Below are 24158 nucleotides of genomic sequence, written 5' to 3' on the forward strand. Positions count from 1 at the left end.
CGGCGGGCACCGCGCGGGACCTTCGGCCCCGTCGGCAGGCGGCTTACCCGTAGCAACGGCTTGCCTCGCACGGCTGATCCCGCCGTTGCCGGTCTGTCGAGGAGCCGTGACGGATGTGACGCGACCAGGTCACCCGCGGATGCCTCTATCGCGCACTCATGACGACAGTCAAAGATGAGTGATAGCTTCGAAGGGCAGAGCGCACCTCGAACCTCGCACCCCGCCCGAGCACGAGGAGGCCGCACGGACATGAGCCCCTTCACCGGCTCCGCCGCCCGCACCCCCGACTGGCACCATCTGCGCGTCGACCTCACCGACGGCGTCGCCACCGTCACGCTCGCCCGCCCCGACAAACTCAACGCGCTCACCTTCGGCGCCTACGCCGACCTGCGCGACCTGCTCGCCGAACTCTCCCGCGAGCGTTCCGTACGGGCCCTGGTCCTGGCCGGCGAGGGCCGCGGCTTCTGCTCCGGCGGTGACGTCGACGAGATCATCGGCGCCACCCTCGCCATGGACACCGCCCGGCTCCTCGACTTCAACCGGATGACGGGCCAGGTGGTGCGGGCCGTCCGGGAGTGCCCGTTCCCGGTGATCGCGGCCGTGCACGGGGTGGCGGCGGGCGCGGGAGCGGTGCTCGCCCTGGCGGCCGACTTCCGGGTGGCCGACCCCTCCGCCCGCTTCGCCTTCCTCTTCACCCGGGTCGGCCTGTCCGGCGGCGACATGGGCGCGGCCTACCTGCTGCCCCGCGTGGTCGGCCTCGGCCACGCCACCCGTCTCCTCATGCTCGGCGAACCGGTCCGCGCCGCCGAGGCCGAGCGCATCGGCCTGATCAGCGAACTGACACAGGAGGGCGGCGCCGACGAGGCCGCCCAGGCCCTGGCCCGGCGCCTGGCCGAGGGCCCGGCCCTCGCCTACGCCCAGACGAAGGCGCTGCTGACGGCGGAGCTGGACATGCCGCTGGCGGCTTCGGTGGAACTGGACGCCTCCACACAGGCCCTGCTGATGAGCGGGGAGGACTACCGGGAGTTCCACGAGGCGTTCACCGCGAAGAGGCCGCCCAAATGGAAGGGGCGGTGACCATGCCCACCTCCGTCCCGCGCATCGCGATCGTCGGCGGCGGCCCCGGCGGGCTGTACGCGGCGGCCCTGCTGAAACGGCTCGACCCCCGGCGGGACATCACCGTCTGGGAACGCAACGCCCCCGACGACACCTTCGGCTTCGGCGTGGTCCTCTCCGACGAGACCCTGGGGGGCATCGAACACGCGGATCCCCAGGTCTACGAGGCCCTGTGCCAGGACTTCGTCCGCTGGGACGACATCGACATCGTGCACCGGGGCGTCCGCCACACCTCCGGGGGCCACGGCTTCGCCGCCCTCGGCCGCCGACGGCTCCTCGAGATCCTGCACGACCGCTGCCGCGCCCTCGGCGTCGACCTCCGCTTCCGCACCGAGGCCCCGCCCGGCCTCGCGGACACCCACGACCTCGTCATCGCCGCCGACGGAGTCAACAGCACCACACGCGGCGCCCACGCCCATGTGTTCCAGCCCCATGTGACCTCGCACCACTGCCGCTACATCTGGCTCGCCGCCGACTTCCCCTTCGACGCCTTCCGCTTCGAGATCGCCGAGACCGAGCACGGCGTGATGCAGCTCCACGGCTACCCCTACGCGTCCGACGCCTCCACCGTGATCATCGAGATGCGCGAGGAGGTGTGGCGAGCGGCGGGCTTCGCCGAACCGGACACGGCGGAATCCGTCGACCGCTGCGCCAAGATCTTCGCGGAAGCGCTGCGCGGCCGTCCCCTGCGCTCCAACAACTCCACCTGGACCACCTTCCGCACCGTGGTCAACGCACACTGGTCGCACGGCAACACCGTGCTGCTCGGCGACGCGGCCCACACCGCCCACTTCTCCATCGGCTCCGGCACCAAGCTCGCCGTGGAGGACGCCCTGGCCCTGGCCGCCTGCCTGGAGGAACAGCCGTCGCTGGCCGGGGCGTTGGCGGCCTACGAGACGGAGCGCAAACCCGTCGTCGCCTCCACGCAGCGCGCCGCCCGCGCCAGCCTGGAGTGGTTCGAGAACCTCGGCCTCTACCTCGACCAGCCGCCCCGCCAGTTCGCCTTCAACCTGCTCACCCGCAGCCGCCGGGTCACCCACGACAACCTGCGCCTGCGCGACGCCCGCTTCACCGGCGCCGTGGAGCGGGAGTTCGGCTGCCCGCCGGGCACGCCCCCGATGTTCACCCCGTTCCGGATGCGGGGTCTGACCCTGCGCAACCGGGTCGTGGTGTCGCCGATGGACATGTACTCCGCCACCGACGGCGTCCCCGACGACTTCCACCTGGTCCACCTGGGCGCCCGGGCCCTCGGCGGCGCCGGGCTGGTGATGACCGAGATGGTGTGCGTCTCGCCCGAGGGACGCATCACGCCCGGCTGCACCGGCCTCTACAACGGCAGACAGACCGAGGCCTGGAAACGCATCACGAACTTCGTGCACGCACGGTCGTCGGGCACCGCGATCGGTGTGCAGCTCGGCCACAGCGGCCGCAAGGGCTCGACCCAGCTGATGTGGGAGGGCATCGACGAACCGCTGCCCGAGGGCAACTGGCCGGTCGTGGCGCCCTCCCCGATCCCGTACAAACCCGTCAGCCAGACCCCCCGCGAACTCGGCCGCGCCCAACTGACGGACATCCGCCTGCAGTTCACGCAAGCCGCCTGGCGGGCCGCCCGCGCCGGCTTCGACCTGCTCGAACTGCACTGCGCCCACGGCTATCTGCTCTCCGGCTTCCTCTCCCCGCTGACCAACCGGCGCACCGACGCCTACGGCGGCTCGCCCGCCAAGCGCCTGCGTTTCCCGCTGGAGGTCTTCGACGCCGTCCGGGAGGTGTGGCCGCAGGAACGGCCCATGACCGTCCGCATCTCCGCCACCGACTGGGCCGAGGGCGGCAACACGGCCGAGGACGCCGTCGAGATCGCCCGCGCCTTCGCCGCGCACGGTGCCGACGCGATCGACGTGTCGACCGGACAGGTCGTGGCCGAGGAGCACCCGGAGTACGGGCGCTCGTACCAGACGCCGTACGCCGACCGGATCCGTCACGAGACCGGCGTCCCGGTGATCGCGGTCGGTGCCATCTCCTCCTGGGACGACGTCAACTCACTGATCCTGGCCGGGCGTACGGATCTGTGCGCGCTGGCCCGGCCGCATCTCTACGACCCCCACTGGACCCTGCACGCGGCGGCCGAGCAGGGATACGACGGCCCCGGTGTCGTCTGGCCCGACCCCTACCGCGCGGGCAGCCGACGGCCGCAGACCGGGCGCACGGACGCCCCCAGGCCCCGGCTCACGCTGGGCACCTGAGGGCGGCCCCGCCCGTCGGACGGGTCCGCCCGCCGTCGTCAGACCAGTCCCCGTGCCGCCAGCACCGCGTACACGCTGTCCGCCGACTCCCGGGGCGTCCGGTCCTGTGTCCCGAGGACCAGCGTCGGGTCCGTCGGCGGCTCGTACGGATCGTCCACCCCGGTCAGACCGGTGAGCCGGCCCGCGGCCTGCCGGGCGTAGAGCCCCTTCACGTCCCGTGCGCGGCACACCTCGACCGGCGTCGCCACATGCACCTCGACGTACGGCGTCCCGCTCGCCTCATGCCGCTCGCGCACCGCCTCGCGGCTGTCGGCGTACGGCGCGATCACCGGGACGAGGGACAGGACGCCGTTGCGCGCGAGGACCTCGGAGACGAGGCCGATCCGCTGGACGTTGGTGTTGCGGTCCTCGCGGGAGAAGCCGAGGCCGGCGGTGAGGAAGCGGCGTATCTCGTCGCCGTCCAGGACCTCCACGCGGTGTCCCTCCGCCCTCAGCCGATCACTCAGCAGGCGGGCGATGGTCGTCTTGCCCGCGCTCGGCAGTCCCGTCAGCCAGACGGTGGCTCCCCGAGCCCTTGCCGTGGTGGTCATGCGCAACGGTCCTCTTCTTTCTCACGACGACCCGGGGGACGCTAGGCGAGAAACTTGAGAAGAGGCGCAGAGGACCCTGAGGGTTGTCTTAGGCGCCTGTGATGTGTCCGGGATCACAGTCCGGCGAACGTCGCCCCCGCGTCCCGCAGTCGCTCGTGCAGACCCCGGAACACCGCCGCCGCCCGCTCGCCCGGCCAGTCCTCAGGCAGCAGCGGGGCGGGCAGGCCGGGGTCGGCGTAGGGGAGATGGCGCCAGGAGTCGAGGGCGAGGAGGTAGTCGCGGTACGCCTCCTCGGGCGGGGTGTCCGCCCGGTTCTCCCAGTCGCGCAGCACGCGCGCGTGGCGGTCGAGGAACGCCTCGTGCTCCTTGGCGATCGCGGCCAGGTCCCACCAGCGGGCGACCGCCTCGACGGTGGCCGCGAAGCCGAGGTGCTCGCCGCGGAAGAAGTCCACGTACGGGTCCAGCCGCAGCCGCTGGAGCGTGTGCCGGGCCTCCTCGTACAGCCGGGCCGGGGCGATCCACACCCCGGGGGCCGCCGTGCCGAAGCCGAGTCCGGCCAGGCGGGAGCGCAGCACGTGCCGTTTCTGCCGCTCCGACTCGGGCACCGAGAATACCGCGAGCACCCAGCCCTCGTCCCCGGGCGGGGTCGCCGCGTAGATGCGCCGGTCGCCGTCGTCGAGGAGCTGGCGGGCGTCCGGCGACAGTTCGTAGCCGGCGGCGCCCTGGTCCGTGCGGGCCGGGAGCAGCAGACCGCGCCGCTTGAGGCGGGATACCGAGGACCGCACGGAGGGGGCGTCCACGCCGACCGCGGCCAGCAGCCGGATCAGCTCGGCGACGGGCACGGGGCCCGGCATGAAGCGGCCGTAGGCTCCGTAGAGCGTGACGATGAGAGACCGTGGTGCATGCTGGTCGGACACGTTGATCATCTTAGGTCGTGTGGATCACTGCTGGTCACCATCGGTGCGCAGCCTGAACCGCTGGAGCTTGCCGGTCGCGGTGCGCGGCAGTGCCTCCAGGAAGACGATCTCGCGCGGGCACTTGTAGGGAGCCAGCTCGCCCTTGACGAAGGTGCGCAGCGCCTCCGCGTCGCGCTCGGCGCCCTCCTTGAGGACGGCGTAGGCGACGACGACCTGTCCGCGTGCCTCGTCGGGCCTCCCCACGACCGCCGCCTCCACCACGTCCGGGTGCCGCAGCAGGGCGTCCTCGACCTCCGGTCCGGCGATGTTGTACCCGGCGGAGATGATCATGTCGTCCGCGCGGGCCACATAGCGGAAGTACCCGTCGCTCTCGCGGACGTATGTGTCGCCGGTGAAGTTCCAGCCGTCCCGCACGTACTCGCGCTGGCGCGGGTCGGCGAGGTAACGGCAGCCGACCGGGCCGCGCACGGCAAGCAGCCCGGGCTCGCCGTCCGGCTTCTCGTGACCCGTCTCGTCGACCACCCGCGCTTGCCACCCGGGTACCGGCACTCCGGTCGTGCCGGGCCGGATGTGCTCGTCGGCCGCGGAGATGAAGATGTGCAGCAGCTCGGTGGCGCCGATGCCGTTGACGATCCGCAGTCCGGTCCGCTCCCGCCACGCCTGCCAGGTGGCCGCGGGCAGGTTCTCGCCTGCGGAGACGCAGCGGCGCAGGGACGAGACGTCGTACGCGTCGAGCTCGTCGAGCATGGCGCGGTAGGCCGTGGGGGCGGTGAACAGGACGGAGACGCGGTGCTCGGCGATCGCCGGCAGCAGCTGCCGGGGGTGCGCCTGTTCGAGGATGAGGGAGCTGGCGCCCGCCCGCATCGGGAAGATCACCAGGCCGCCGAGACCGAAGGTGAAGCCGAGCGGGGGACTGCCGGCGAACACATCGTCCACATGGGGCCGCAGCACATGCTTCGAGAAGGTGTCGGCTATCGCGAGCACATCCCGGTGGAAGTGCATACAGCCCTTGGGACGCCCGGTGGTCCCGGAGGTGAAGGCGATCAGCGCCACGTCGTCGGCCGCGGTCCGCACGGCGGGGTACGGCGTCCCGGGCGCCTCGCGGTTCAGCAGGTCGTCCGGGGTGTCGCCGCCGTACGTCGTGATCCTGAGGCCCGGTATCTCGGCCTTGGCGAGGTCGTCGACGGCGCGTATGTCGCACAGGGCGTGCCCGATGCGCGCGATCCCGCACATCGTGGCCAGCTCGTGCGGGCGCTGCTGGGCCAGGACGGTCACGGCGACCGCGCCCGCCTTCAGCACCGCCAGCCAGCAGGCCGCGAGCCAGGGCGTGGTCGGGCCGCGCAGCAGCACCCGGTTGCCGGGGACCACTCCGAGGTCGCCGGTGAGGAGATGCGCGAGCCGGTCGACGCGGGCGCGCAGTGTGCCGTACGTCCATGTGTCGCCGGCCGGGGTGCGGAAGGCGGGGCGGTCGTCGGGCGGGCCCGTCAGCAGCTCGGCGGCACAGTTCAGCCGATCGGGGTACCGCAGCTCCGGCAGGTCGAAGCGCAGCTCCGGCCACTGGTCGGGGGGCGGGAGGTGGTCGCGCGCGAAGGTGTCGACGTGGGCCGAGGCGTTCATGGCGGGTCGCCCCCTTGCCTTCCGGGCCGCGTGGGCCGCCTTGTGGGCGTCGATGGTGGGCTCGCACAAGGAGCGTATCGTGTTGGTGACGACAGTCAACGGCACGCGATACTGTCGTGGGGCCCTGTCGACGAGAAGGGACCGGCGATGCCCGCATTCTCGCTCGAACCGTCACAGACCGCCCGCTGTGCGCAGCTGCGCGCCCTCGCCGAGGAACGGCTGCGCCCGCTCGCGGAGAAGGGCGAGCCCGGGCGGGTGAACCGGCCACTGGTCGCCGAACTCGGCCGACTGGGCCTGCTGGAACGGCTGTTCACCTCCGGGGCCCTCGATCTCTGCCTGATGCGGGAGTCCCTCGCCTACGCCTGTACGGAGGCGGAGACGGCGCTCGCCCTCCAGGGCCTCGGCGCCCACCCCGTCCACGCCCACGGCACCCCGGCCCAGCGGGACCGCTGGCTGCCGGCGGTCGGCGAGGGCGGCGCGGTGGCCGCGTTCGCCCTGAGCGAGCCGGGGGCGGGGTCGGACGCCGCGGCGTTGGGGCTGCGGGCGGAGGGGGAAGGGGAGGGCGGGGCGTCCTCGGCCGGGCCGTCGGCTGTCCCGTCACGGACCGGTGCCCCCGTCGCCGAGTGCGACGGACCCTCCCGGTGGCGGCTCACCGGGGAGAAGTGCTGGATCTCCAACGCCCCCGAGGCCGACTTCTACACCGTCTTCGCCCGGACCACCCCCGGCGCCGGAGCGCGCGGGGTGACCGCGTTCCTCGTCCCCGCCGACCGGCCCGGACTCACCGGCACCGCCCTCGACATGCTCTCCCCGCACCCCATCGGCGCCCTCGCCTTCGACGCCGTGCCGGTGAGTGCCGACGACGTCCTCGGTGAGGTCGACCGCGGCTTCAGGGTCGCGATGGGCACCCTCAACCTCTTCCGGCCCAGCGTCGGCGCCTTCGCCGTCGGCATGGCCCAGGCCGCACTGGACACCACCCTCGCGCACACCTCACAACGGGACGCGTTCGGCGGCAAGTTGAGGGACCTGCAGAGTGTGGCCCACACGGTCGCCGAGATGGCCCTGCGCACGGACGCGGCCCGGCTCATGGTGTACGCGGCGGCGACGGCGTACGACGAAGGCGCCCCGGACGTGCCCAAGCGCGCGGCGATGGCGAAGCTGCTCGCCACCGAGACCGCGCAGTACGTCGTCGACACCGCGGTCCAGCTCCACGGCGCGCGCGCCCTTGAGCGCGGCCATCTCCTGGAGCACCTGTACCGGGAGGTGCGCGCCCCACGCATCTACGAAGGGGCCAGCGAGGTCCAACGGGGCATCATCGCCAAGGAGTTGTACGCCGACCTGGAGGTCTCGTGAGCGCCGAGCGCATCAACCCGCCCGAACTGTCCCCGCCCGCCGGCTTCTCGCACGCGGTCGTCGCCACCGGCTCTCGTGTCGTCTTCCTGGCGGGACAGACGGCCCTGGACGCCGACGGCAAGGTGGTGGGGGAGAGCCTGCCGGAACAGTTCGAGAAGGCGCTCGGCAATCTGCTCACGGCCCTCGCGGCCGCCGGCGGTACCCCGTCCGACCTCGCCCGGGTCACCGTCTACGCCACCGACATCGCCGCCTATCGCACCCACGCCCGCGAACTCGGCTATATATGGCGGCAGTTGGCGGGCCGGGACTATCCGGCCATGGCCGTCGTCGAGGTCGTACGGCTGTGGGACGACCAGGCCGCGGTGGAACTCGACGGCTTCGCGGTGCTGCCGTAGCGGCGGCGCGGAGACGGCGATCAGGCGGCGACGGCCAGCTGTGCGGTCTGCACCCGGTGCGGTGCGACGACACGGCCGTCGGGCAGCAGTTCGCCGGTGTCGTCGAAGACGATCGCGCCGTTGCACAGCAGGTTCCAGCCCTGCTCGGGGTGAGCGGCGACGATGTGCGGGGTGGCGCTGTCGGACGAAGCGCACGAAGACCGGTGAGAACACATGGCGCACCTCCACAGTGAGCGGACCGTCCCTATGGGGTCCGTATCCGTATGGGTAGACCATGCCCCCGCCGCGAACTCATCGGAACGGCCCGACAGGAAGCGTGACAACACGCGGACAACTCTCGGACGGTTCCACGACCCTCGATGCGGACTCGCCACCGAAGGAGTGACGATCACGGCTGTCCGAGCGTGTTCCCGGTAGCAGTGGAGGCTCGCGTTCCCCTCATCCGGGAGGTACCCCCATGCCTGTTCGCCCCGCTCTCGCCGCCGCTGCCGGTGCCGCGCTGTTCCTGCTGGCCGCCCCGGCACTGCCCGCGAACGCCGACCCGTACGAGACCGTCACCGTCGACCCCCTCGGCCGTATCGCCGCCGACGGCACCGTGACCCTGTCCGGCACCTACCGCTGCACCGGCGGCACCGGCCCGGTGTTCGTGAGCTCCTCCGTCAGCGTCAGCTCCTCGACGGTCCGGTACGGCATCGGCGGGACCCGCGCGGTGTGCGACGGCGTGGAGCACAGCTGGCAGAACACGGGCAAGCCCAGCGACCAGACTCTGGAACCGGGCGCGGCCCACGTCGAGGCCACCCTCATGGAACTCAGCATCCAGGGCGGCCTGCCGCTGCCGCGCTTCCACGCGGTCGGGCAGCGGGACATCACGCTGACGCAGGGCTGAGCGCGGCCCGCGGTCGCACCGGCGGCCGCGAGCAGGTGTTCACCGGACGAGTGTGATCTCCGGAGGCCACCGCACACCCTCGGCCAACAGCAGCGCGGGGCCCAGGTGTTGCGGGCACACGACCAGCGGTGGCCGGGCGTGGCAGGCGATCTCGAAACGGGCGCGGGCCCCGCACTCCTCCCCGTCCCGCGGACCGGAGTGGCGGCTCACGCACCGCAGTGCGGGTGGGGTGTGCGTCATGATCTCCTCCAGCGGGCGGCGGCCGGCCGGGGGTGGGGCCGGCGCACCCCGCACCCGTTCAGGCTAGGAACGGCCGGGACGGGCGGCCTGTCCGGTCGGCCGTTCGGGTGAGGCCCCCGGAGTCGTGATCACTGGTGGGCCGTCGGCCCGACCCCACGGGGCTGCCCGCGCTCAGACGGGATACGCGTGCTCAGACGGGATACGCGTGCGTCTGCGCCGCCTTGACCGCCGCCCAGACCTCCGCGCCCGGATGCAGGTCCAGTTCGGCCGCGGCCACCGTCGTGAGGTCCGCCGCGAGGGGGAGCTCGCCCGTGAGGTCGGCGCGGATCTGGTCGCCGTGGGTCTCCAGACCGGCCACCTCGCAGCGCCAGTGGTTGCGGGCGCTCGTGCCGGCGGGGGGCTCGCGGTAGAGGGTCACGGCGCTCGGCGGGAACGCGACGAACACGGGACCCGTGAGGTCCTCCGTGGTCGTGAGCGCGGGCCCGGCCTCCAGCCGGACCGTATGGCCGTCGGCCTCGCCGCGGTAGAGGTTCAGACCGACCAACTGGGCGATGTAGTCGGTGCGCGGATGGCGGGCGATGTGGGACGGGACGCCCTCCTGGACGACCTCGCCGTGTTCCACGACCACCAGGCGGTCCGCGAGGACCATCGCGTCCAGCGGGTCGTGCGTGACGAGTACGGCGACGGCCTCGAACTCGGCCAGGTGACGCCGGAGTCGGGCCCGTACCTCCAGACGGGTACGGGCGTCCAGTGCGGCGAGCGGCTCGTCGAGGAGGAGCAGCCGGGGGCGGGTGGCCAACGCGCGGGCGAGGGCGACGCGCTGGGCCTGGCCGCCGGACAACTTCCGGGGCCTGGCGCCCGCGTGGGCCGCGAGACCCATCCGGTCGAGCCACTCGGCGGCCTGTGCCCGCGCCTGGGCCCTGGTCGCGCCCTGGCAGCGCGGGCCGAAGGCGACGTTGTCGAGCGCGGAGAGGTGCGGGAAGAGCAGGTAGTCCTGGAAGACGACGCCGACCGGGCGGTGCTCCGGAGGCGTGTGCTCCAACGCGGCACCGTCGAGCCGTAGATGGCCGTCGGTGAGCGGGGTGAGACCGGCGAGGGCGCGCAGGGCGGTCGTCTTGCCGGCACCGTTCGGGCCCAGCAGGGCGACGACCTCGCCGGGGGCGACGACCAGGGACACGTCGAGGCGGAAGGCACCGCGGTCGACTACCAGGCGGGCGTCGAGACCGTCCGCGGCTGCTCGCGGCTCACGGGTCATGGAACGGTCACCGGTCCTGTCCTTCTCGAAGTCACCGGGTCGGTCCGCCCTGCTTCCGGCGCGACTTGCGGGGGCGATGTCGGTCGCGGTGGTCGGGTGGGGGCTGGTCCCTGCGGTGCGGTGCTCCAGGGCCTCGGCCGTTCTGCCGGTGCCGACGGTGGGCGTCGCCCGGTCGCCGTCGACGTCGGCTGGGGGCGCGGGACCCGCTCCGGCCGGGCGAGTGGGTGCGCCGGAGGACTCGGCCGTCGTCTCGGCGCCGGAGTGGTGTGTCGCGTGCTGGGCGTGGACCCCGGTCGGCTTGCCGTCATCCGGATCGCGCGTCGCTTGGTGGCCGCCGCCGGTCGTCATCGCCGGACCATCCCCTGCTCGTGTCGTCGGGGCGGCGGCGGACTCGGTCGTCTCCTCGGTGCCGCAGGGCGTCACTTCGTCGTCGCCCCCGGACCGCCGCCCCCAGCTGGTCCAGGACCGCGCGCCACGGTCGCTTTCGGATCGCCCGTCCCCACTTGCCTGGGACCGTGTGCCGTCACTTGTCTCGGGCCGTCTGTCCCCGCCGGCCTGGGATCGTGTGCCGTCACTTGTCTCGGGCCGTCTGTCCCCGCCGGCCTGGGATCGTGTGCCGTCACTTGTCTCGGGCCGTCTGTCCCCGCCGGCCTGGGATCGTGTGCCGTCACTTGTCTCGGGCCGTCTGTCCCCGCCGGCCTGGGACCGCGTGCCGTCACTTGTCTCGGGCCGTCTGTCCCCGCCGGCCTGGGACCGTGTGCCGGCACCTGTCTCGGACCGCCCGTCCCCACCGGCCTGGGATCGTGTGCCGTCACTTGTCTCGGACCGCCCGTCCCCACCGGCCCGGGACCGCCTGCCGGCACCTGGCTCGGGCCGTCCGGCCCCAGCTGACCGGGACTGCTTGCCTCCGCCGCCTGTCCAGGGCCGCCCGCCCCCACCCGACCCGGTCATCCCGGTGCCATCCAGCGGTCGCGCAGGCCGGCCAGTACCGCCACGGAGACCGCCAGCAGCACCAGGCTGAGGGCGATGGCGGCCTCCGGGTCGCTCTGGAGGGCGAGGTACACGGCCAGCGGCATGGTCTGGGTGCGGCCGGGAAAGTTGCCGGCGAAAGTGATCGTCGCGCCGAACTCGCCCAGCGCCCGCGCCCAGGCCAGCACGGCGCCCGCCGCGACCCCGGGCGCGATCAGCGGCAGGGTGACCCGGCGGAACGCGGTGAAGCGTGAGGCGCCCAGCGTCGCCGCCGCCTCCTCGTAGCGCGGGTCGGCGGCCCGCAGCGTGCCCTCCACGCTGATCACGAGGAACGGCATCGCGACGAACGCCTCGGCGACCACCACCCCGGCCGTGGTGAAGGGCAGCGTGATCCCGAACCAGGTGTCGAGCCACTTCCCGACGACGCCGTTGCGGCCCAGTGCCATGAGCAGGGCGACACCGCCGACGACCGGGGGGAGGACCAGCGGCAGGGTGACCAGGGCACGGACCAGACCGCGGCCGGGGAACTCGACCCGGGCCAGCAGCCAGGCCAGCGGCACCCCGATCACCAGGCTCACCGCGGTCGCGGCCGTGGCGCAGACCAGGGACAGTTGGAGCGCCTGCCAGACATCGGCGCTGGTCAGCTGCTCGGGCAGGGAGCGCCAGGGGGCTCGTACGACAAGCGCGATCAGGGGCACGATCAGAAACGCCAGCCCGAGCAGCGCCGGCACGAGCAGGGGAAGCGGCGCACCTCGGCCCGCCCTCCCCGCACGCAGGCGCCGCGGCCCGCTCCGGAGGGTCTCGGTCGCGGCGTCGGACGGGGCCGGCCGGGTCATGGCTTCAGGAACCCCGCTCCGGTCAGGACCTTCTGGCCCTCGGCGGACCGCACGAGAGCGATGAACGCCTTCGCGGTGTCCTCGTTGCGTGCGCCCTTGAGCAGGGTGATCGGATAGTCGTTGATCGCGTCGGCGGACTCGGGGAACTCCACACCTTCCACCCTGTCACCGGCGGCGTGCACATCGGTCTTGTAGACGACGGCCGCGTCGGCCTCCTTCAGTTCGACCTTCGTCAGCGCGGCCTTGACGTCCTGCTCGTAGGAGACCGGCGTGAGCTTCAGCCTGCTCGCGTCGAGGGCCTTCTGCGCGGCGGCACCGCAGGGCACCTCCTTGTCGCACAGCACGACCTTCAGGTCCTTGTCCGTGAGGTCCTTCAGCGAGCCGACCTGGTCCGGGTTGCCGGGCAGGGTGGCGATCTCCAACTGGTTGCGCACGAAGGTGGCGGGCGTGCCGGAGGCGTCCCCCGCGTCCGTGACGATCCTCATCGTCTTGGGGCTGGCCGAGGCGAACACGTCCGCGGGGGCGCCGCCGGTGATGCTCGCGGCTAGCGAGTCGCTGCCGCCGAAGCTGAAGGTGACCTTCGTGCCGGGGTGGGCCCGCTCGAACTGCCGGCCCAGCGTCGTGAAGCTCTCCTTGAGGGAGGCGGCGGCGAAGACGGTCACCGTGCCGGAGAGCTGGTCCGACGCGGAGGTGGACGAGGACGGCTTCGAGGACGAGGAGTCCGAGGCGGAGGAGGAGCAGGCGCTCAGGGCGAGCAGCGCCGCGGCCCCCGCGCCGGCCGTCCGCAGGGCCCGGCGGTTCCGGTGCGCGGTAGGGGTCATCACAGGTCCGCTCCCTCTGGTCCTCATCGTCCCGGCCCGCCCCCGGGAGGGCCGCATACGCCGATCATACTGACGCAGATGCCAGGCAAGAGCCCACTGTCGCATCGCATGAGCCGGAAACCTGATCCACCAGGTTGGCATGTGCGTTCATACGGGAACCGGGTGCGGCTCCGGGGCCCGGGCCGGAGGGGCGCGAGGTGGTTCCGTTGCTCAGGCGCGGTCGATGTGCACGTTCGTCGACTTCACCCGGGCGGTGGCCTCCACCCCGACCTCCAGACCGAGTTCCTCCACGGCCTCCCGGGTCAGCAGCGACACCAGCCGGTGCGGGCCCGCCTGGATCTCCACCTGGGCCGCGACATCGCCGAGCTTGACGGCGGTGACGATGCCGGGGAAGGCGTTGCGGGCGGAGGTGTGGGAGGGCACCTCCTCCTCGCCCTCGCCCCTGGCCAGTTCCACGGAGAAGGCAGCCAGGTCCCTGCCGTCGATGAGGCGTCGGCCCCCTTCGTCCCGGTGCGTGGGCACCCGCCCGGCGTCCGCCCACCGCCGCGCGGTGTCAGGACTGACGCCGAGCAACCGCGCGGCCTGACCGATCGTGTAGGACTGCATACGCGCCAAGATAGGCGATCGACCGCACCCCTCCCCGGCCCCCCAACAGCGAGCCAGGCAGGGGTGCGGTGGTGATCGGGTGTCAGATGTCGCGGAAGATCTCGATCTGCGCACCCACCGAGTTGAGCCGCTCGGCCAGGTCCTCGTACCCCCGGTTGATGACGTAGACGTTGCGCAGCACGGACGTGCCGTCGGCCGCCATCATCGCCAGCAGGACGACCACGGCGGGGCGCAGGGCCGGCGGGCACATCATCTCGGCGGCGCGCCAGCGGGTCGGGCCCTCCACCAGCACCCGGTGCGGGTCGAGGAGTTGGAGGCGGCCGCCCAGGCGGTTGAGGTCGGTGAGGTAGATCGCGCGGTTGTCGTAGACCCAGTCGTGGATGAGGGTCTGGCCCTGCGCGACCGCCGCGATGGCCGCGAAGAAGGGGACGTTGTCGATGTTCAGGCCGGGGAACGGCATCGGGTGGATCTTGTCGATCGGCGCCTCCAGCTTGGAGGGCCGGACCGTGAGGTCGACGAGCCGGGTGCGGCCGTTGTCGGCGAAGTACTCGGGCGTGCGGTCGTGGTCGAGGCCCATCTCCTCCAGGACCGCGAGCTCGATCTCCAGGAACTCGATGGGCACCCGGCGCACCGTCAGCTCCGACTCCGTCACCACGGCCGCGGCCAGCAGGCTCATCGCCTCGACCGGGTCCTCGGAGGGGGAGTAGTCCACGTCCACGTCGATGTGCGGCACGCCGTGCACGGTGAGGGTGGTGGTGCCGATGCCCTCGACCCTGACCCCCAGGGTCTCCAGGAAGAAGCAGAGGTCCTGGACCATGTAGTTGGAGGAGGCGTTGCGGATGACGGTGACGCCGTCGTGGCGGGCGGCCGCGAGCAGCGCGTTCTCCGTCACGGTGTCGCCGCGCTCGGTCAGCACGATCGGACGGTCGGGGCGCACCTCCCGGTCGACCCGGGCGTGGTACTGGCCCTCGGTCGCCGCCACGTCCAGACCGAACCGGCGCAGCGCGATCATGTGCGGCTCGATGGTCCGGGTGCCGAGGTCGCAGCCGCCGGCGTACGGCAGCCGGAAGGCGTCCATGCGGTGCAGCAGCGGGCCGAGGAACATGATGATGGAGCGTGTGCGGACAGCGGCCTCGGCGTCGATGGCGTTCATGTCCAGCTCGGCCGGCGGCACGAGTTCGAGGTCGACACCGCCGTTGATCCACCGGGTGCGCACCCCGATGGAGCTCAGCACCTCCAGCAGGCGGTAGACCTCCTCGATGCGGGCGACCCTGCGCAGCACCGTGCGCCCCTTGTTGAGGAGCGAGGCGCAGAGCAGGGCCACGCACGCGTTCTTGCTCGTCTTGACGTCGATCGAGCCGGAGAGCCGACGACCGCCGACCACCCGCAGATGCATCGGGCCCGCGTAGCCCAGAGAGACGATTTCGCTGTCCAGTGCTTCACCGATACGGGCGATCATCTCAAGGCTGATGTTCTGGTTGCCGCGCTCGATGCGATTGACGGCGCTCTGACTGGTGCCGAGCGCCTCGGCAAGCTGCGACTGCGTCCAGCCCCGGTGCTGTCGGGCGTCACGGATGAGCTTGCCGATACGTACGAGGTAGTCGTCTGCCATGCGGTTGAGGCTATCTCAGATATGAGATGGCGCATTCCGGGGGGTCCGTTCGGGGGAGGGGCCCGGACGGACCTGAGGAAACGTCAGTGACGCTTGGCCGTACGGGTCCGACGCCATCCGAAAGGTCCGGGCAAATCAACCGATGTCGTACGACGTCCTGTGCTGCTGTGGGTGTGCTTCGGGCCGTGGCTTCCGCCACCGGTCGTGATGGACCAGGAGTGCCGGTTGATGTTCAGCCGCACTCCGGGAAGGATCCGGAAACTCTTGCGGAACGTGAGCGGCATGGGGGCCTCCCCTTGAAGGTCGGTCGCGTGCTTTCGACCTCGTTCGCATACCCCGGCCGGGCGAAGTGATGGGTGCCGGCTTTCGTACCGCCCCGCCGCCGGGGGCGAGTTGGGGCGGCTGTCACCCCTCGTCGCGCGGCGGCCGCCAGATCATGATCCGGGTCGCCGGGAGGCGTTCCGCGAAGCGGCCGTCCGGCGAGGCCTTTCGCAGCAGTGCGCGCAGGTCCCGCTCGAACTCCGCCAGTCTGCCGCCGTACAGATGAGGGGCGGAGTCGGACCGGGAGAACGCCCACGCCACCAGGTCGTCCGCGGTGCGCTCGACGAGCTGCCCGGCCGGCACCACATGCTGTTCGAAGTCCTCGAACCCCGCCCGCTCCAGGACCAGGTCCTCCCGCCCCGGCGTGCCGTCGACGAGCCGGCCCTGTCCCGCGCGGCGCACCGGACCGAGGTACTCGCGCACCAGCTCACCCATCTCCGCGTACGGGGAGGCGGGCCACGGCAGGGAAGCGGTCGCGGTCGGCGCGTCCTTGTCGTCGCTGATGTGAACGTCGCCGATGTGGACGTCGCTGATGTGGACGAACGCGCCGCCCGGCTCCAGCATGCCCCGCACGGTCGCGGCGACCCGGTCGCGATCCGTCCAGTGGAAGGACTGGGCGAACAGCACGATCCGGAACGTCCCGAGGCCGGCCGGCAGGTCCTCGGCGCGGCCGGTCACCCAGCGGGCGTTGCCGACCCCGCGCCGCTCGGCCTGCCGTTCCGCCTCGGCCAGCATGTCCTCGTCGGGATCGAGACCGACCGCCTCCGTGAAGTACCGCGCCAGTGCGAGCAGCACCGTCCCGGGCCCGCAGCCCACGTCGAGGAGTCTGCCCCGGCCGTCGAGTCCGAGAACCGTCGCCGCGGTCTCGGCGAGACCCGGGGCGTACGGCAGCCGGCCGCGCCGGTAGTGGACCGCGCTTCCCCTGAAGAGGGTCGGGTCCCATTCCCATCCGTCAGGCATGCCGGTCAGGACATCACGGCAAGGCCGGGCATGACCATCCCGGCCTCATGTACTAGAGTTATCTCGACATCGAGATATCTGCCTAGGCGTACCGCAGTCGCACGCTTCGCTGGGTCTGGCAGTAAGGCATACCTAACTTAGCCTTACCTTAGCGGATCGGCCAAGACGGCGTGGCGGCAGGATGCGGTGGTAAGCGCACAGAAATGAAGGAGACTGTCGTGTCGGCGAACAGCTTCGACGCCCGCGCCACGCTGAGCGTGGGCGACGAGTCGTACGAGATCTTCCGGCTGGACAAGGTGGAGGGCTCGGCCCGCCTGCCGTACAGCCTCAAGGTTCTGCTCGAGAACCTGCTCCGTACCGAGGACGGCGCGAACATCACCGCCGACCACATCCGCGCGCTCGGCAGCTGGGACTCCCAGGCCCAGCCGTCGCAGGAGATCCAGTTCACGCCGGCCCGCGTGATCATGCAGGACTTCACCGGCGTGCCCTGTGTCGTCGACCTCGCCACCATGCGTGAGGCCGTCAAGGAGCTCGGCGGCGACCCCGCGAAGGTCAACCCGCTCTCCCCGGCCGAGCTGGTCATCGACCACTCCGTCATCGCGGACAAGTTCGGCACCCACGACGCGTTCGCGCAGAACGTCGAGCTGGAGTACGGCCGCAACCGCGAGCGCTACCAGTTCCTGCGCTGGGGCCAGACCGCGTTCGACGACTTCAAGGTCGTCCCGCCGGGCACCGGCATCGTCCACCAGGTGAACATCGAGCACCTGGCCCGCACGGTCATGGTCCGCAACGGGCAGGCGTACCCCGACACCCTGGTCGGCACCGACTCGCACACCACGATGGTCAACGGCCTCGGCGTGCTGGGCTGGGGCGTCGGCGGCATCGAGGCCGAGGCCGCGATGCTCGGCCAGCCGGTCTCCATGCTCATCCCGCGCGTCGTCGGCTTCAAGCTGACCGGTGAGCTCAAGCCCGGCACCACCGCCACCGACCTCGTGCTGACCATCACCGAGATGCTCCGCAAGCACGGCGTGGTCGGCAAGTTCGTCGAGTTCTACGGCGAGGGCGTCGCCGCCACCTCGCTCGCGAACCGCGCCACCATCGGCAACATGTCGCCGGAGTTCGGCTCGACCGCCGCGATCTTCCCGATCGACGACGAGACCATCAAGTACCTCAAGCTCACCGGCCGTTCCGAGCAGCAGCTCGCGCTCGTCGAGGCGTACGCCAAGGAGCAGGGCCTCTGGCTGGACCCGAAGGCCGAGCCCGACTTCTCCGAGAAGCTGGAGCTCGACCTCTCCACGGTCGTGCCTTCCATCGCCGGCCCGAAGCGCCCGCAGGACCGCATCGTCCTCGCGAACGCCGCCGAGCAGTTCAAGCAGGACGTCCGCAACTACGTCGACGACGTGGACGAGTCCGGCAAGGAGTCCTTCCCGGCCTCCGACGCCCCGGCGGTCGCCCCGAACGGCGCCCCGTCCAACCCGGTCACCGTGACCGCCCCCGACGGCTCGACGTACGAGATCGACCACGGCGCGGTCACGGTCGCGGCCATCACCTCCTGCACCAACACCTCGAACCCGTACGTCATGGTCGCCGCCGCGCTCGTCGCGAAGAAGGCCGTGGAGAAGGGCCTGACCCGCAAGCCGTGGGTCAAGACCACCCTCGCCCCGGGTTCGAAGGTCGTCACCGACTACTTCGACAAGGCGGGCCTGACCCCCTACCTCGACAAGGTCGGCTTCAACCTCGTCGGCTACGGCTGCACCACCTGCATCGGCAACTCCGGCCCGCTGCCGGAGGAGGTCTCCAAGGCCGTCAACGACCACGACCTCGCGGTCACCTCGGTCCTCTCCGGCAACCGGAACTTCGAGGGCCGTATCAACCCCGACGTCAAGATGAACTACCTGGCCTCCCCGCCGCTGGTTGTCGCGTACGCCCTCGCGGGCTCCATGAAGGTGGACATCACCCAGGACGCGCTGGGTGTGGACCAGGAGGGCAAGCCGGTCTTCCTGAAGGACATCTGGCCCTCCGAGGCCGAGGTCAACGACGTCGTGGCGAACGCCATCGGCGAGGACATGTTCAACAAGTCCTACTCCGACGTCTTCGCCGGCGACGCCCAGTGGCAGGCGCTGCCGATCCCGACCGGCAACACCTTCGAGTGGGACGCCGAGTCGACCTACGTGCGCAAGCCCCCGTACTTCGAGGGCATGACGATGGAGACCACCCCGGTCTCCGACATCACCGGCGCCCGCGTGCTCGCCAAGCTCGGCGACTCGGTCACCACCGACCACATCTCCCCGGCCGGTGCCATCAAGGCCGACACCCCGGCCGGCAAGTACCTCACCGAGCACGGTGTGGAGCGTCGTGACTTCAACTCCTACGGCTCGCGCCGAGGCAACCACGAGGTCATGATCCGCGGCACCTTCGCCAACATCCGCCTGCGCAACCAGATCGCGCCGGGCACCGAGGGCGGCTACACCCGCGACTTCACCCAGGACGGCGGTCCGGTGTCGTTCATCTACGACGCCTCCCGCAACTACATCGAGCAGGGCATCCCGCTCGTCGTCCTCGCGGGCAAGGAGTACGGCTCCGGCTCGTCCCGCGACTGGGCCGCCAAGGGCACCGCGCTCCTCGGCGTCAAGGCCGTCATCGCCGAGTCGTACGAGCGCATCCACCGCTCGAACCTCATCGGCATGGGCGTCCTGCCGCTCCAGTTCCCCGAGGGCCAGTCCGCCGCGACGCTCGGCCTGACCGGCGAGGAGACCTTCTCCTTCACCGGTGTCGAGGAGCTCAACAACGGCACCACCCCGCGCACGGTCAAGGTCACCACCGACACGGGCGTCGAGTTCGACGCGGTCGTCCGCATCGACACCCCCGGTGAGGCCGACTACTACCGCAACGGCGGCATCATGCAGTACGTGCTGCGCAGCCTGATCCGCAAGTAAGTCCTTTCGGGCGCCTGAGGGCCGCACTCCCGGTGACGGGGGCGCGGCCCTTCGCCGTGTCCCCGTCACCGCAGGTCATCACCCATCCTCAGGTGGAAGACAGGGTTCCCTCAGCGGGCGGGGACACGATCGGTGCATGACTGGCACATCCGGCTCCCCGACCGGCCGCGTACGCGTGCTCATCGTCGACGACGAGCCCGCACGCAACGAAGTGCTGTCCGCCGCCGTCACCGAGGCGGGCCGGCGCCCCTGCCCGGCGCTGGACGGGAGGAGCGCGCCGCGGACCGCACGCGGCTGCGCACCGTTCTCTCTGGAGGAGGTCGTGCTGCGGCTGCGCGCGCTGCCGCGCCGGGCCGGAGCCAGGCACGGCCGCACCGACGACCGCGTCCATGTGGCGCCGATCCTCGACCACGTCTGGAGCAGTTCCTTCGACGGCGGCGGCAACCTCGTCGAGGTCTGCATCTGCGACCTGCGCCGGAAGACCGACCGGGGACGGACGCCGATGATCCGCACCGTGCGCGGTCTCGGGTACGGCATCGGGGCCGGGGAGCAAGGGAGATGAGCCGGCGTCCGAGCGTGCGGATGCGCACCCGTTCCATCCGTACCCGGCTGCTCGTCTTCGTCAGTGCCACGCTGGTCGTCGTCTGTGTCGCGATGGGCCTGATCACGGCCCTCTTCCAACACGCCTACCTGATGGGCGAACTGGACGACCGCGTACGCAACGTTGCCGAACGGGCCCTGGGCGAGGCCTCGTCGCACCCCGGCCTCGACGACGACCTGACCTTCCTGAGGGCGGACGGGCAGCCCGCCGGCCTGCTCTCCGCCCGGCTCGACGAGGACGGCACCATCGTCTCCGCGGCCGTCGTCGTCCAGGACGCCCCGCCCCGCGAGCTCAGCGCCGGCCGGCGCACCGCCCTGGCCGGGATCCGGGCGGACGGGGCGATGCACACCCGGAGCGTGCCCGGCCTCGGCACCTATCGGGTCACCGTCCTCGTGTACGGCGACGTCCGGGTGCTCGCCGGTCTGCCCATGGACGACGTCCAGGACATGATCAGCGGACTCGTACTGATCGAGGCAGGGGTCGCCGTGGCCGGGCTCGCCGCCGCCGGCTGCATCTGCGCGGTGGTCATACGCCGGCAACTGCGCCCCCTGGGCAGGGTCGCCGCCACCGCCGCCGAGGTCTCCCGTGCCCCCCTCGGGCACGGCGAGGTCACCGCCCTGACCCGGGTGCCCGAGCGCGACACCGACCCCGGCAGCGAGGCCGGTCAGGTCGGGGCCGCGCTCAACCACCTCCTCGACCATGTGGAGTCCTCCCTCGCCGAGCGGCAGCGCAGCGAGGAGCGGATGCGGCGCGGAGAGGAGCGGATGCGGCGCAGCGAGGAACGCATGCGGCGCTTCCTGGCCGACGCCAGCCACGAACTGCGCACCCCGCTGGCCTCCATCGCCGGATACGCCGAGCTGATGAACCGCGGCACCGACGTCGAACCGGTGCTGGCCTGGCGCCGGGTCTCGGCGGAGTCGGCACGGATGACGGGCCTGGTGGAAGATTTGCTCCTGCTCGCCCGCCTCGACGAGGGCCGCCCCCTCCAGTCCGGCGAGGTGGATCTGGCGGCGCTGGTCGCGGAGGCGGTGTGGGACGCGCGGGCGGCGGGAAGCGGCCATGACTGGCAGCTCGAACTGCGCCTGGACGCCCCGGCGTCGGTGACCGGCGACGAGGCCCGGCTGCACCAGGTGGTGGCGGGCCTCCTGGCCAACGCGCGGATGCACACGCCGGCCGGGACGAGGGTGACGGCAGCGGTGGAGGCGGCCGGGGACGGCCGCTGCGTGATCCGCGTCCGCGACAACGGCCCCGGCATCCCACAGGCCCTCCTGCCCACGGTCTTCGAACGCTTCACCCGCGCGGACACCTCCCGCTCCCGTGCCGACGCCCACTCCGGTGGATCCGGCCTTGGCCTGGCCGTCGCGGCGGCGATCTCGGCGGCCCACGGAGGCCGCATCCGGGTGCACAGCGTTCCGGGGCACACCGAGTTCACGATCGAACTCCCGGCGGCGTCGGAGGCGCAGGCGGCGGTGCGAACGGTCTCCGGTGACGGGGTGCCGGTGTGACTCCCGGACCGGGACGCGAAGTCGGGCGAAAACCGGTGGATCGACGCCCCGTGCCCCGTTAGCGTGCTGCCGAACCGAGTCCCCGACGCAAGGACGTGCCGTTGTACACCCTGTGAGATCCCCCGAGCGCTGATCGGTCGCGCGTCGCACCTGTGCGCCGCGCTGCGTCTTGCTGCGGACTTCTCACTGAAACCGGTGTACTTCTGTGCTCACCACCTGGGTGGTCATGCCCACCTGCCTTCCGCACGTCCTCCGCCGTTGCCACACGTGCGGGTCGGACCGCTTCCGGCCTGACGGCAAGTTCCGTGTCAACGCGCACCACAAGCTCCTCGACGCCTGGCTCCTCGTGCTCTGCACCGCCTGCGGGGGGACAGCGAAGCTCACGGTCCTGGAGCGGGTGCATGTGCGTTCCGTACGGCCCGGACTGCTGGACCGGCTCCACGACAACGACCCCGCTCTGGCAGCGGAGTTGCTCCAGGACCCGGCCGTGCGGCGCCGCAACCGCGTCGCCCTGGACTGGGCCGGCGCCTGGCGTCTCGACACCGGCGGACCGGAGCGACCGGACCACGGGGCGATCGATGTCTCGGTCCGCTTCGCGGCACGGATACCCGTCCGTCCGGTACGGCTGATCGCCGAAGGCTGCGGCCTGTCCAGGGCCGAGGTCGAGAGACTGCTCGCGGAGGGGAAGCTGGTCTCGGCGGTCCGCCTGAGCGCCAAGCTCTCCGACGCCTTCACCTTCACGCTCAAACGCTGAGCCCGGTACGGCACGCGGGGCCTGGTCACCGGGCCCCGGGTGCCGACCAGGCGGGCGTGTCTGCCGTCCCGTCCGGCAGCCACCCAGACCCGTGCACGACGGGGCGTACGAGTTCGCCGGTTCGACCACGAGGAGACCGGCCGTCAGTCAAGTGCCGGAGCTGGAGGACCCGGTGGCCAGGAGGCCGACCGAGGAGAGCGGCCGGACGGCGGGGGAGCACCCGCCCCTGGACGACACGCTCAAGGTCGTGGCTCCGGCGGTGGGAGAGCGCGCGGCGACGGGCGCGCGGGAACGGAACGACCGGCCCGCTGGACGCCCCATCCCAACCCCCTCCCCCCACCTCCATTTCACCCCATCCCAAACCCCGCCCCCTGTTTACACGCACCCCACTTCGCGCTACCTTCCGCAACACGTGGGGTGGGAGCGCTCCCATACGGGCGGACCGGAACCCGTCCGTCGGTGGCTCCCACTCCACGGCAACCACACACCCCGCACGGCCCGTACCTCAAGGAACGGACTGGACTGTCATGATCCTGACAAAGTTATCGAGGGTGACCCGCCCCAGAGCCCTCTTCCTGGTCCTCGTCTCCCTCCTGGCCACCGTCCCCGCCCTCAGCCTCGTCCTCACGGCAGGCGGCAGAGCCGAGGCCCACGGCACCCCGATGAAACCCGCCAGCCGCACCTTCCTGTGCTGGCAGGACGCCCTGACCGACACCGGTGAGATCAAGCCCGTCAACCCGGCCTGCAAGAACGCCCAGCAGGTCAGCGGCACCACGCCGTTCTACAACTGGTTCTCCGTGCTCCGCTCGGACGGCGCGGGCCGCACCCGCGGCTTCGTGCCGGACGGCCAGCTGTGCAGCGGCGGCAACACCAACTTCACCGGCTTCAACGCCCCCCGCGACGACTGGCCGCTCACCCACCTGACCGCGGGCAAGACGGTCGACTTCTCCTACAACGCCTGGGCCGCGCACCCGGGTTGGTTCTACGTCTACGTCACCAAGGACGGCTTCGACCCGAAGAAGACCCTCACCTGGGACGACATGGAGGCGCAGCCGTTCCTCAGCGTCGACCACCCGCCGCTCAACGGCAGCCCGGGCACGGTCGAGGCCAACTACTCCTGGACCGGGCAGCTTCCGGCCAACAAGTCCGGCCGCCACATCATCTACATGGTCTGGCAGCGCTCGGACAGCGCGGAGACCTTCTACTCCTGCTCCGACGTCGTCTTCGACGGCGGCAACGGCGAGGTCACCGGCATCCACGAGCCCGGCAACCCGACCGATCCGGTGCCCGGCACCTGCACGGCCACCCGTAGGACCACCGGCAGTTGGAGCGGCGGCTACCAGTCCGAGGTGACCGTCACCAACTCCGGCGACGTCCCGATGCTGGGCTGGATGGTCGACTGGACCCTGCCGGGCGGGCAGAAGGTCGACAGCCTCTGGAACGGCAACGCCACCTACACCGGCCAGGACGTGATGGTCCACAACGCCAACTGGAACGGCTCGCTCAGTCCAGGGCGGAGTACGACCTTCGGATACGTCGTCACCGGCTCCGGGGACGACACGGCCACGACGCTGCCCTGCCGCGTCGGCTGACGCACCGTCAGAACACGCACGGGCTCTCCGCTCAGGGCG

Annotated in this window: 22 protein-coding genes; 10 read left to right on the top strand and 12 right to left on the bottom strand. The window is 71.7% G+C overall.

Annotated features, from left to right (window positions below):
- Nucleotides 1-249: 249 nt before the first annotated feature.
- Both M2163_RS35610 and M2163_RS35615 read left to right on the top strand, forming a co-directional pair.
- The gene (locus M2163_RS35610; protein WP_280896019.1) at nucleotides 250-1077 is read left to right on the top strand and encodes an enoyl-CoA hydratase family protein; all 828 of its coding nucleotides are present in this window, start codon (nucleotides 250-252) and stop codon (nucleotides 1075-1077) included.
- Between the two features lie 2 nt (nucleotides 1078-1079).
- Nucleotides 1080-3356 carry a bifunctional salicylyl-CoA 5-hydroxylase/oxidoreductase gene (locus M2163_RS35615; protein WP_280896020.1) on the top strand — a complete coding sequence of 759 codons (2277 nt, stop codon included), beginning with the start codon at nucleotides 1080-1082 and terminating at the stop codon, nucleotides 3354-3356.
- Nucleotides 3357-3394: 38 nt separating this feature from the next.
- Here M2163_RS35615 and cysC read toward each other — a convergent pair whose 3' ends face one another.
- The 3 genes from cysC to M2163_RS35630 form a co-directional block, all read right to left on the bottom strand.
- A complete protein-coding gene (gene cysC, locus M2163_RS35620) occupies nucleotides 3395-3946 on the bottom strand; it encodes an adenylyl-sulfate kinase (RefSeq protein ID WP_280848805.1) in 552 nt (183 codons plus the stop codon).
- 113 nt (nucleotides 3947-4059) lie between these two features.
- Nucleotides 4060-4872, bottom strand: coding sequence for a PaaX family transcriptional regulator C-terminal domain-containing protein (locus M2163_RS35625; protein WP_280896021.1), 813 nt, complete (start codon nucleotides 4870-4872; stop codon nucleotides 4060-4062).
- 15 nt (nucleotides 4873-4887) lie between these two features.
- Nucleotides 4888-6480 carry an AMP-binding protein gene (locus M2163_RS35630; RefSeq protein ID WP_280854067.1) on the bottom strand — a complete coding sequence of 531 codons (1593 nt, stop codon included), beginning with the start codon at nucleotides 6478-6480 and terminating at the stop codon, nucleotides 4888-4890.
- 147 nt (nucleotides 6481-6627) lie between these two features.
- On the opposite strand from M2163_RS35630, the gene M2163_RS35635 reads away from it, so the two are divergent.
- Nucleotides 6628-7830: an acyl-CoA dehydrogenase gene (locus M2163_RS35635; RefSeq protein ID WP_280896022.1), complete on the top strand. Its 1203-nt coding sequence runs from the start codon at nucleotides 6628-6630 to the stop codon at nucleotides 7828-7830.
- A complete protein-coding gene (locus tag M2163_RS35640) occupies nucleotides 7827-8225 on the top strand; it encodes a RidA family protein (RefSeq protein ID WP_280896023.1) in 399 nt (132 codons plus the stop codon). Before M2163_RS35635 ends, M2163_RS35640 begins: the two co-directional genes overlap by 4 nt.
- 20 nt (nucleotides 8226-8245) lie before the next feature.
- On the opposite strand, the gene M2163_RS35645 is transcribed toward M2163_RS35640, so the two are convergent.
- Nucleotides 8246-8440 carry a DUF5999 family protein gene (locus M2163_RS35645; protein WP_280848799.1) on the bottom strand — a complete coding sequence of 65 codons (195 nt, stop codon included), beginning with the start codon at nucleotides 8438-8440 and terminating at the stop codon, nucleotides 8246-8248.
- A 242-nt stretch (nucleotides 8441-8682) separates the two neighbouring features.
- Here M2163_RS35645 and M2163_RS35650 point away from each other — a divergent pair, with 242 nt between their 5' ends.
- Entirely contained in the window at nucleotides 8683-9111 is a 429-nt protein-coding gene (locus M2163_RS35650) for a DUF6299 family protein (protein ID WP_280896024.1), read from the top strand.
- 39 nt (nucleotides 9112-9150) lie between these two features.
- On the opposite strand, the gene M2163_RS35655 is transcribed toward M2163_RS35650, so the two are convergent.
- The 8 genes from M2163_RS35655 to M2163_RS35690 all read right to left on the bottom strand — a co-directional run bounded on the left by M2163_RS35655 (nucleotide 9151) and on the right by M2163_RS35690 (nucleotide 16731).
- Nucleotides 9151-9351, bottom strand: coding sequence for a hypothetical protein (locus M2163_RS35655; protein ID WP_280896025.1), 201 nt, complete (start codon nucleotides 9349-9351; stop codon nucleotides 9151-9153).
- 190 nt (nucleotides 9352-9541) lie between these two features.
- Nucleotides 9542-10606 carry an ABC transporter ATP-binding protein gene (locus M2163_RS35660; protein ID WP_280897363.1) on the bottom strand — a complete coding sequence of 355 codons (1065 nt, stop codon included), beginning with the start codon at nucleotides 10604-10606 and terminating at the stop codon, nucleotides 9542-9544.
- A 947-nt stretch (nucleotides 10607-11553) separates the two neighbouring features.
- Nucleotides 11554-12411, bottom strand: coding sequence for a molybdate ABC transporter permease subunit (modB, locus tag M2163_RS35665; RefSeq protein WP_280848796.1), 858 nt, complete (start codon nucleotides 12409-12411; stop codon nucleotides 11554-11556).
- On the bottom strand, nucleotides 12408-13232 hold the full coding sequence (gene modA, locus M2163_RS35670) for a molybdate ABC transporter substrate-binding protein (RefSeq protein ID WP_280896026.1): 825 nt from the start codon (nucleotides 13230-13232) through the stop codon (nucleotides 12408-12410). Before modA ends, modB begins: the two co-directional genes overlap by 4 nt.
- A gap of 210 nt (nucleotides 13233-13442) precedes the next feature.
- A complete protein-coding gene (locus tag M2163_RS35675; RefSeq protein ID WP_280896027.1) occupies nucleotides 13443-13838 on the bottom strand; it encodes a helix-turn-helix transcriptional regulator in 396 nt (131 codons plus the stop codon).
- Between the two features lie 82 nt (nucleotides 13839-13920).
- Nucleotides 13921-15450, bottom strand: a complete 1530-nt coding sequence (locus tag M2163_RS35680; RefSeq protein ID WP_280848794.1) for a UDP-N-acetylglucosamine 1-carboxyvinyltransferase — start codon at nucleotides 15448-15450, stop codon at nucleotides 13921-13923.
- Between the two features lie 83 nt (nucleotides 15451-15533).
- Complete coding sequence (locus M2163_RS35685; RefSeq protein WP_007385362.1) at nucleotides 15534-15734, bottom strand: DUF4236 domain-containing protein; 201 nt, start codon at nucleotides 15732-15734, stop codon at nucleotides 15534-15536.
- A gap of 121 nt (nucleotides 15735-15855) precedes the next feature.
- Nucleotides 15856-16731 carry a class I SAM-dependent methyltransferase gene (locus M2163_RS35690; RefSeq protein WP_280896028.1) on the bottom strand — a complete coding sequence of 292 codons (876 nt, stop codon included), beginning with the start codon at nucleotides 16729-16731 and terminating at the stop codon, nucleotides 15856-15858.
- 218 nt (nucleotides 16732-16949) lie between these two features.
- Here M2163_RS35690 and acnA point away from each other — a divergent pair, with 218 nt between their 5' ends.
- The 5 genes from acnA to M2163_RS35715 all read left to right on the top strand — a co-directional run bounded on the left by acnA (nucleotide 16950) and on the right by M2163_RS35715 (nucleotide 24119).
- Nucleotides 16950-19667 (top strand): aconitate hydratase AcnA, encoded by a 2718-nt coding sequence (acnA, locus tag M2163_RS35695; protein ID WP_280848791.1) that lies wholly within the window; start codon nucleotides 16950-16952, stop codon nucleotides 19665-19667.
- A gap of 136 nt (nucleotides 19668-19803) precedes the next feature.
- Entirely contained in the window at nucleotides 19804-20229 is a 426-nt protein-coding gene (locus tag M2163_RS35700) for a winged helix-turn-helix domain-containing protein (RefSeq protein ID WP_280896029.1), read from the top strand.
- Nucleotides 20226-21773, top strand: coding sequence for an ATP-binding protein (locus M2163_RS35705; protein WP_280896030.1), 1548 nt, complete (start codon nucleotides 20226-20228; stop codon nucleotides 21771-21773). Before M2163_RS35700 ends, M2163_RS35705 begins: the two co-directional genes overlap by 4 nt.
- Before the next feature lie 205 nt (nucleotides 21774-21978).
- Entirely contained in the window at nucleotides 21979-22527 is a 549-nt protein-coding gene (locus M2163_RS35710; protein WP_280896031.1) for a DUF1062 domain-containing protein, read from the top strand.
- 527 nt (nucleotides 22528-23054) lie between these two features.
- Nucleotides 23055-24119, top strand: a complete 1065-nt coding sequence (locus M2163_RS35715; RefSeq protein ID WP_280896032.1) for a lytic polysaccharide monooxygenase — start codon at nucleotides 23055-23057, stop codon at nucleotides 24117-24119.
- Nucleotides 24120-24158 lie beyond the last annotated feature (39 nt).

The organism is Streptomyces sp. SAI-135 (genome assembly GCF_029893805.1).
Lineage (GTDB): Bacteria > Actinomycetota > Actinomycetes > Streptomycetales > Streptomycetaceae > Streptomyces.

Excerpts from the sequence above, each read along its gene's own strand:
- M2163_RS35610 (WP_280896019.1), top strand. The coding sequence starts at position 250 with ATGAGCCCCTTCACCGGCTCCGCCGCCCGCACCCCCGACTGGCACCAT.
- M2163_RS35615 (WP_280896020.1), top strand. The coding sequence starts at position 1,080 with ATGCCCACCTCCGTCCCGCGCATCGCGATCGTCGGCGGCGGCCCCGGC.
- cysC (WP_280848805.1), bottom strand. The coding sequence starts at position 3,946 with ATGACCACCACGGCAAGGGCTCGGGGAGCCACCGTCTGGCTGACGGGA.
- M2163_RS35625 (WP_280896021.1), bottom strand. The coding sequence starts at position 4,872 with ATGATCAACGTGTCCGACCAGCATGCACCACGGTCTCTCATCGTCACG.
- M2163_RS35630 (WP_280854067.1), bottom strand. The coding sequence starts at position 6,480 with ATGAACGCCTCGGCCCACGTCGACACCTTCGCGCGCGACCACCTCCCG.
- M2163_RS35635 (WP_280896022.1), top strand. The coding sequence starts at position 6,628 with ATGCCCGCATTCTCGCTCGAACCGTCACAGACCGCCCGCTGTGCGCAG.
- M2163_RS35645 (WP_280848799.1), bottom strand. The coding sequence starts at position 8,440 with ATGTGTTCTCACCGGTCTTCGTGCGCTTCGTCCGACAGCGCCACCCCG.
- M2163_RS35650 (WP_280896024.1), top strand. The coding sequence starts at position 8,683 with ATGCCTGTTCGCCCCGCTCTCGCCGCCGCTGCCGGTGCCGCGCTGTTC.
- M2163_RS35655 (WP_280896025.1), bottom strand. The coding sequence starts at position 9,351 with ATGACGCACACCCCACCCGCACTGCGGTGCGTGAGCCGCCACTCCGGT.
- M2163_RS35660 (WP_280897363.1), bottom strand. The coding sequence starts at position 10,606 with ATGACCCGTGAGCCGCGAGCAGCCGCGGACGGTCTCGACGCCCGCCTG.
- modB (WP_280848796.1), bottom strand. The coding sequence starts at position 12,411 with ATGACCCGGCCGGCCCCGTCCGACGCCGCGACCGAGACCCTCCGGAGC.
- modA (WP_280896026.1), bottom strand. The coding sequence starts at position 13,232 with ATGACCCCTACCGCGCACCGGAACCGCCGGGCCCTGCGGACGGCCGGC.
- M2163_RS35675 (WP_280896027.1), bottom strand. The coding sequence starts at position 13,838 with ATGCAGTCCTACACGATCGGTCAGGCCGCGCGGTTGCTCGGCGTCAGT.
- M2163_RS35680 (WP_280848794.1), bottom strand. The coding sequence starts at position 15,450 with ATGGCAGACGACTACCTCGTACGTATCGGCAAGCTCATCCGTGACGCC.
- M2163_RS35685 (WP_007385362.1), bottom strand. The coding sequence starts at position 15,734 with ATGCCGCTCACGTTCCGCAAGAGTTTCCGGATCCTTCCCGGAGTGCGG.
- M2163_RS35690 (WP_280896028.1), bottom strand. The coding sequence starts at position 16,731 with ATGCCTGACGGATGGGAATGGGACCCGACCCTCTTCAGGGGAAGCGCG.
- M2163_RS35700 (WP_280896029.1), top strand. The coding sequence starts at position 19,804 with ATGACTGGCACATCCGGCTCCCCGACCGGCCGCGTACGCGTGCTCATC.
- M2163_RS35705 (WP_280896030.1), top strand. The coding sequence starts at position 20,226 with ATGAGCCGGCGTCCGAGCGTGCGGATGCGCACCCGTTCCATCCGTACC.
- M2163_RS35715 (WP_280896032.1), top strand. The coding sequence starts at position 23,055 with ATGATCCTGACAAAGTTATCGAGGGTGACCCGCCCCAGAGCCCTCTTC.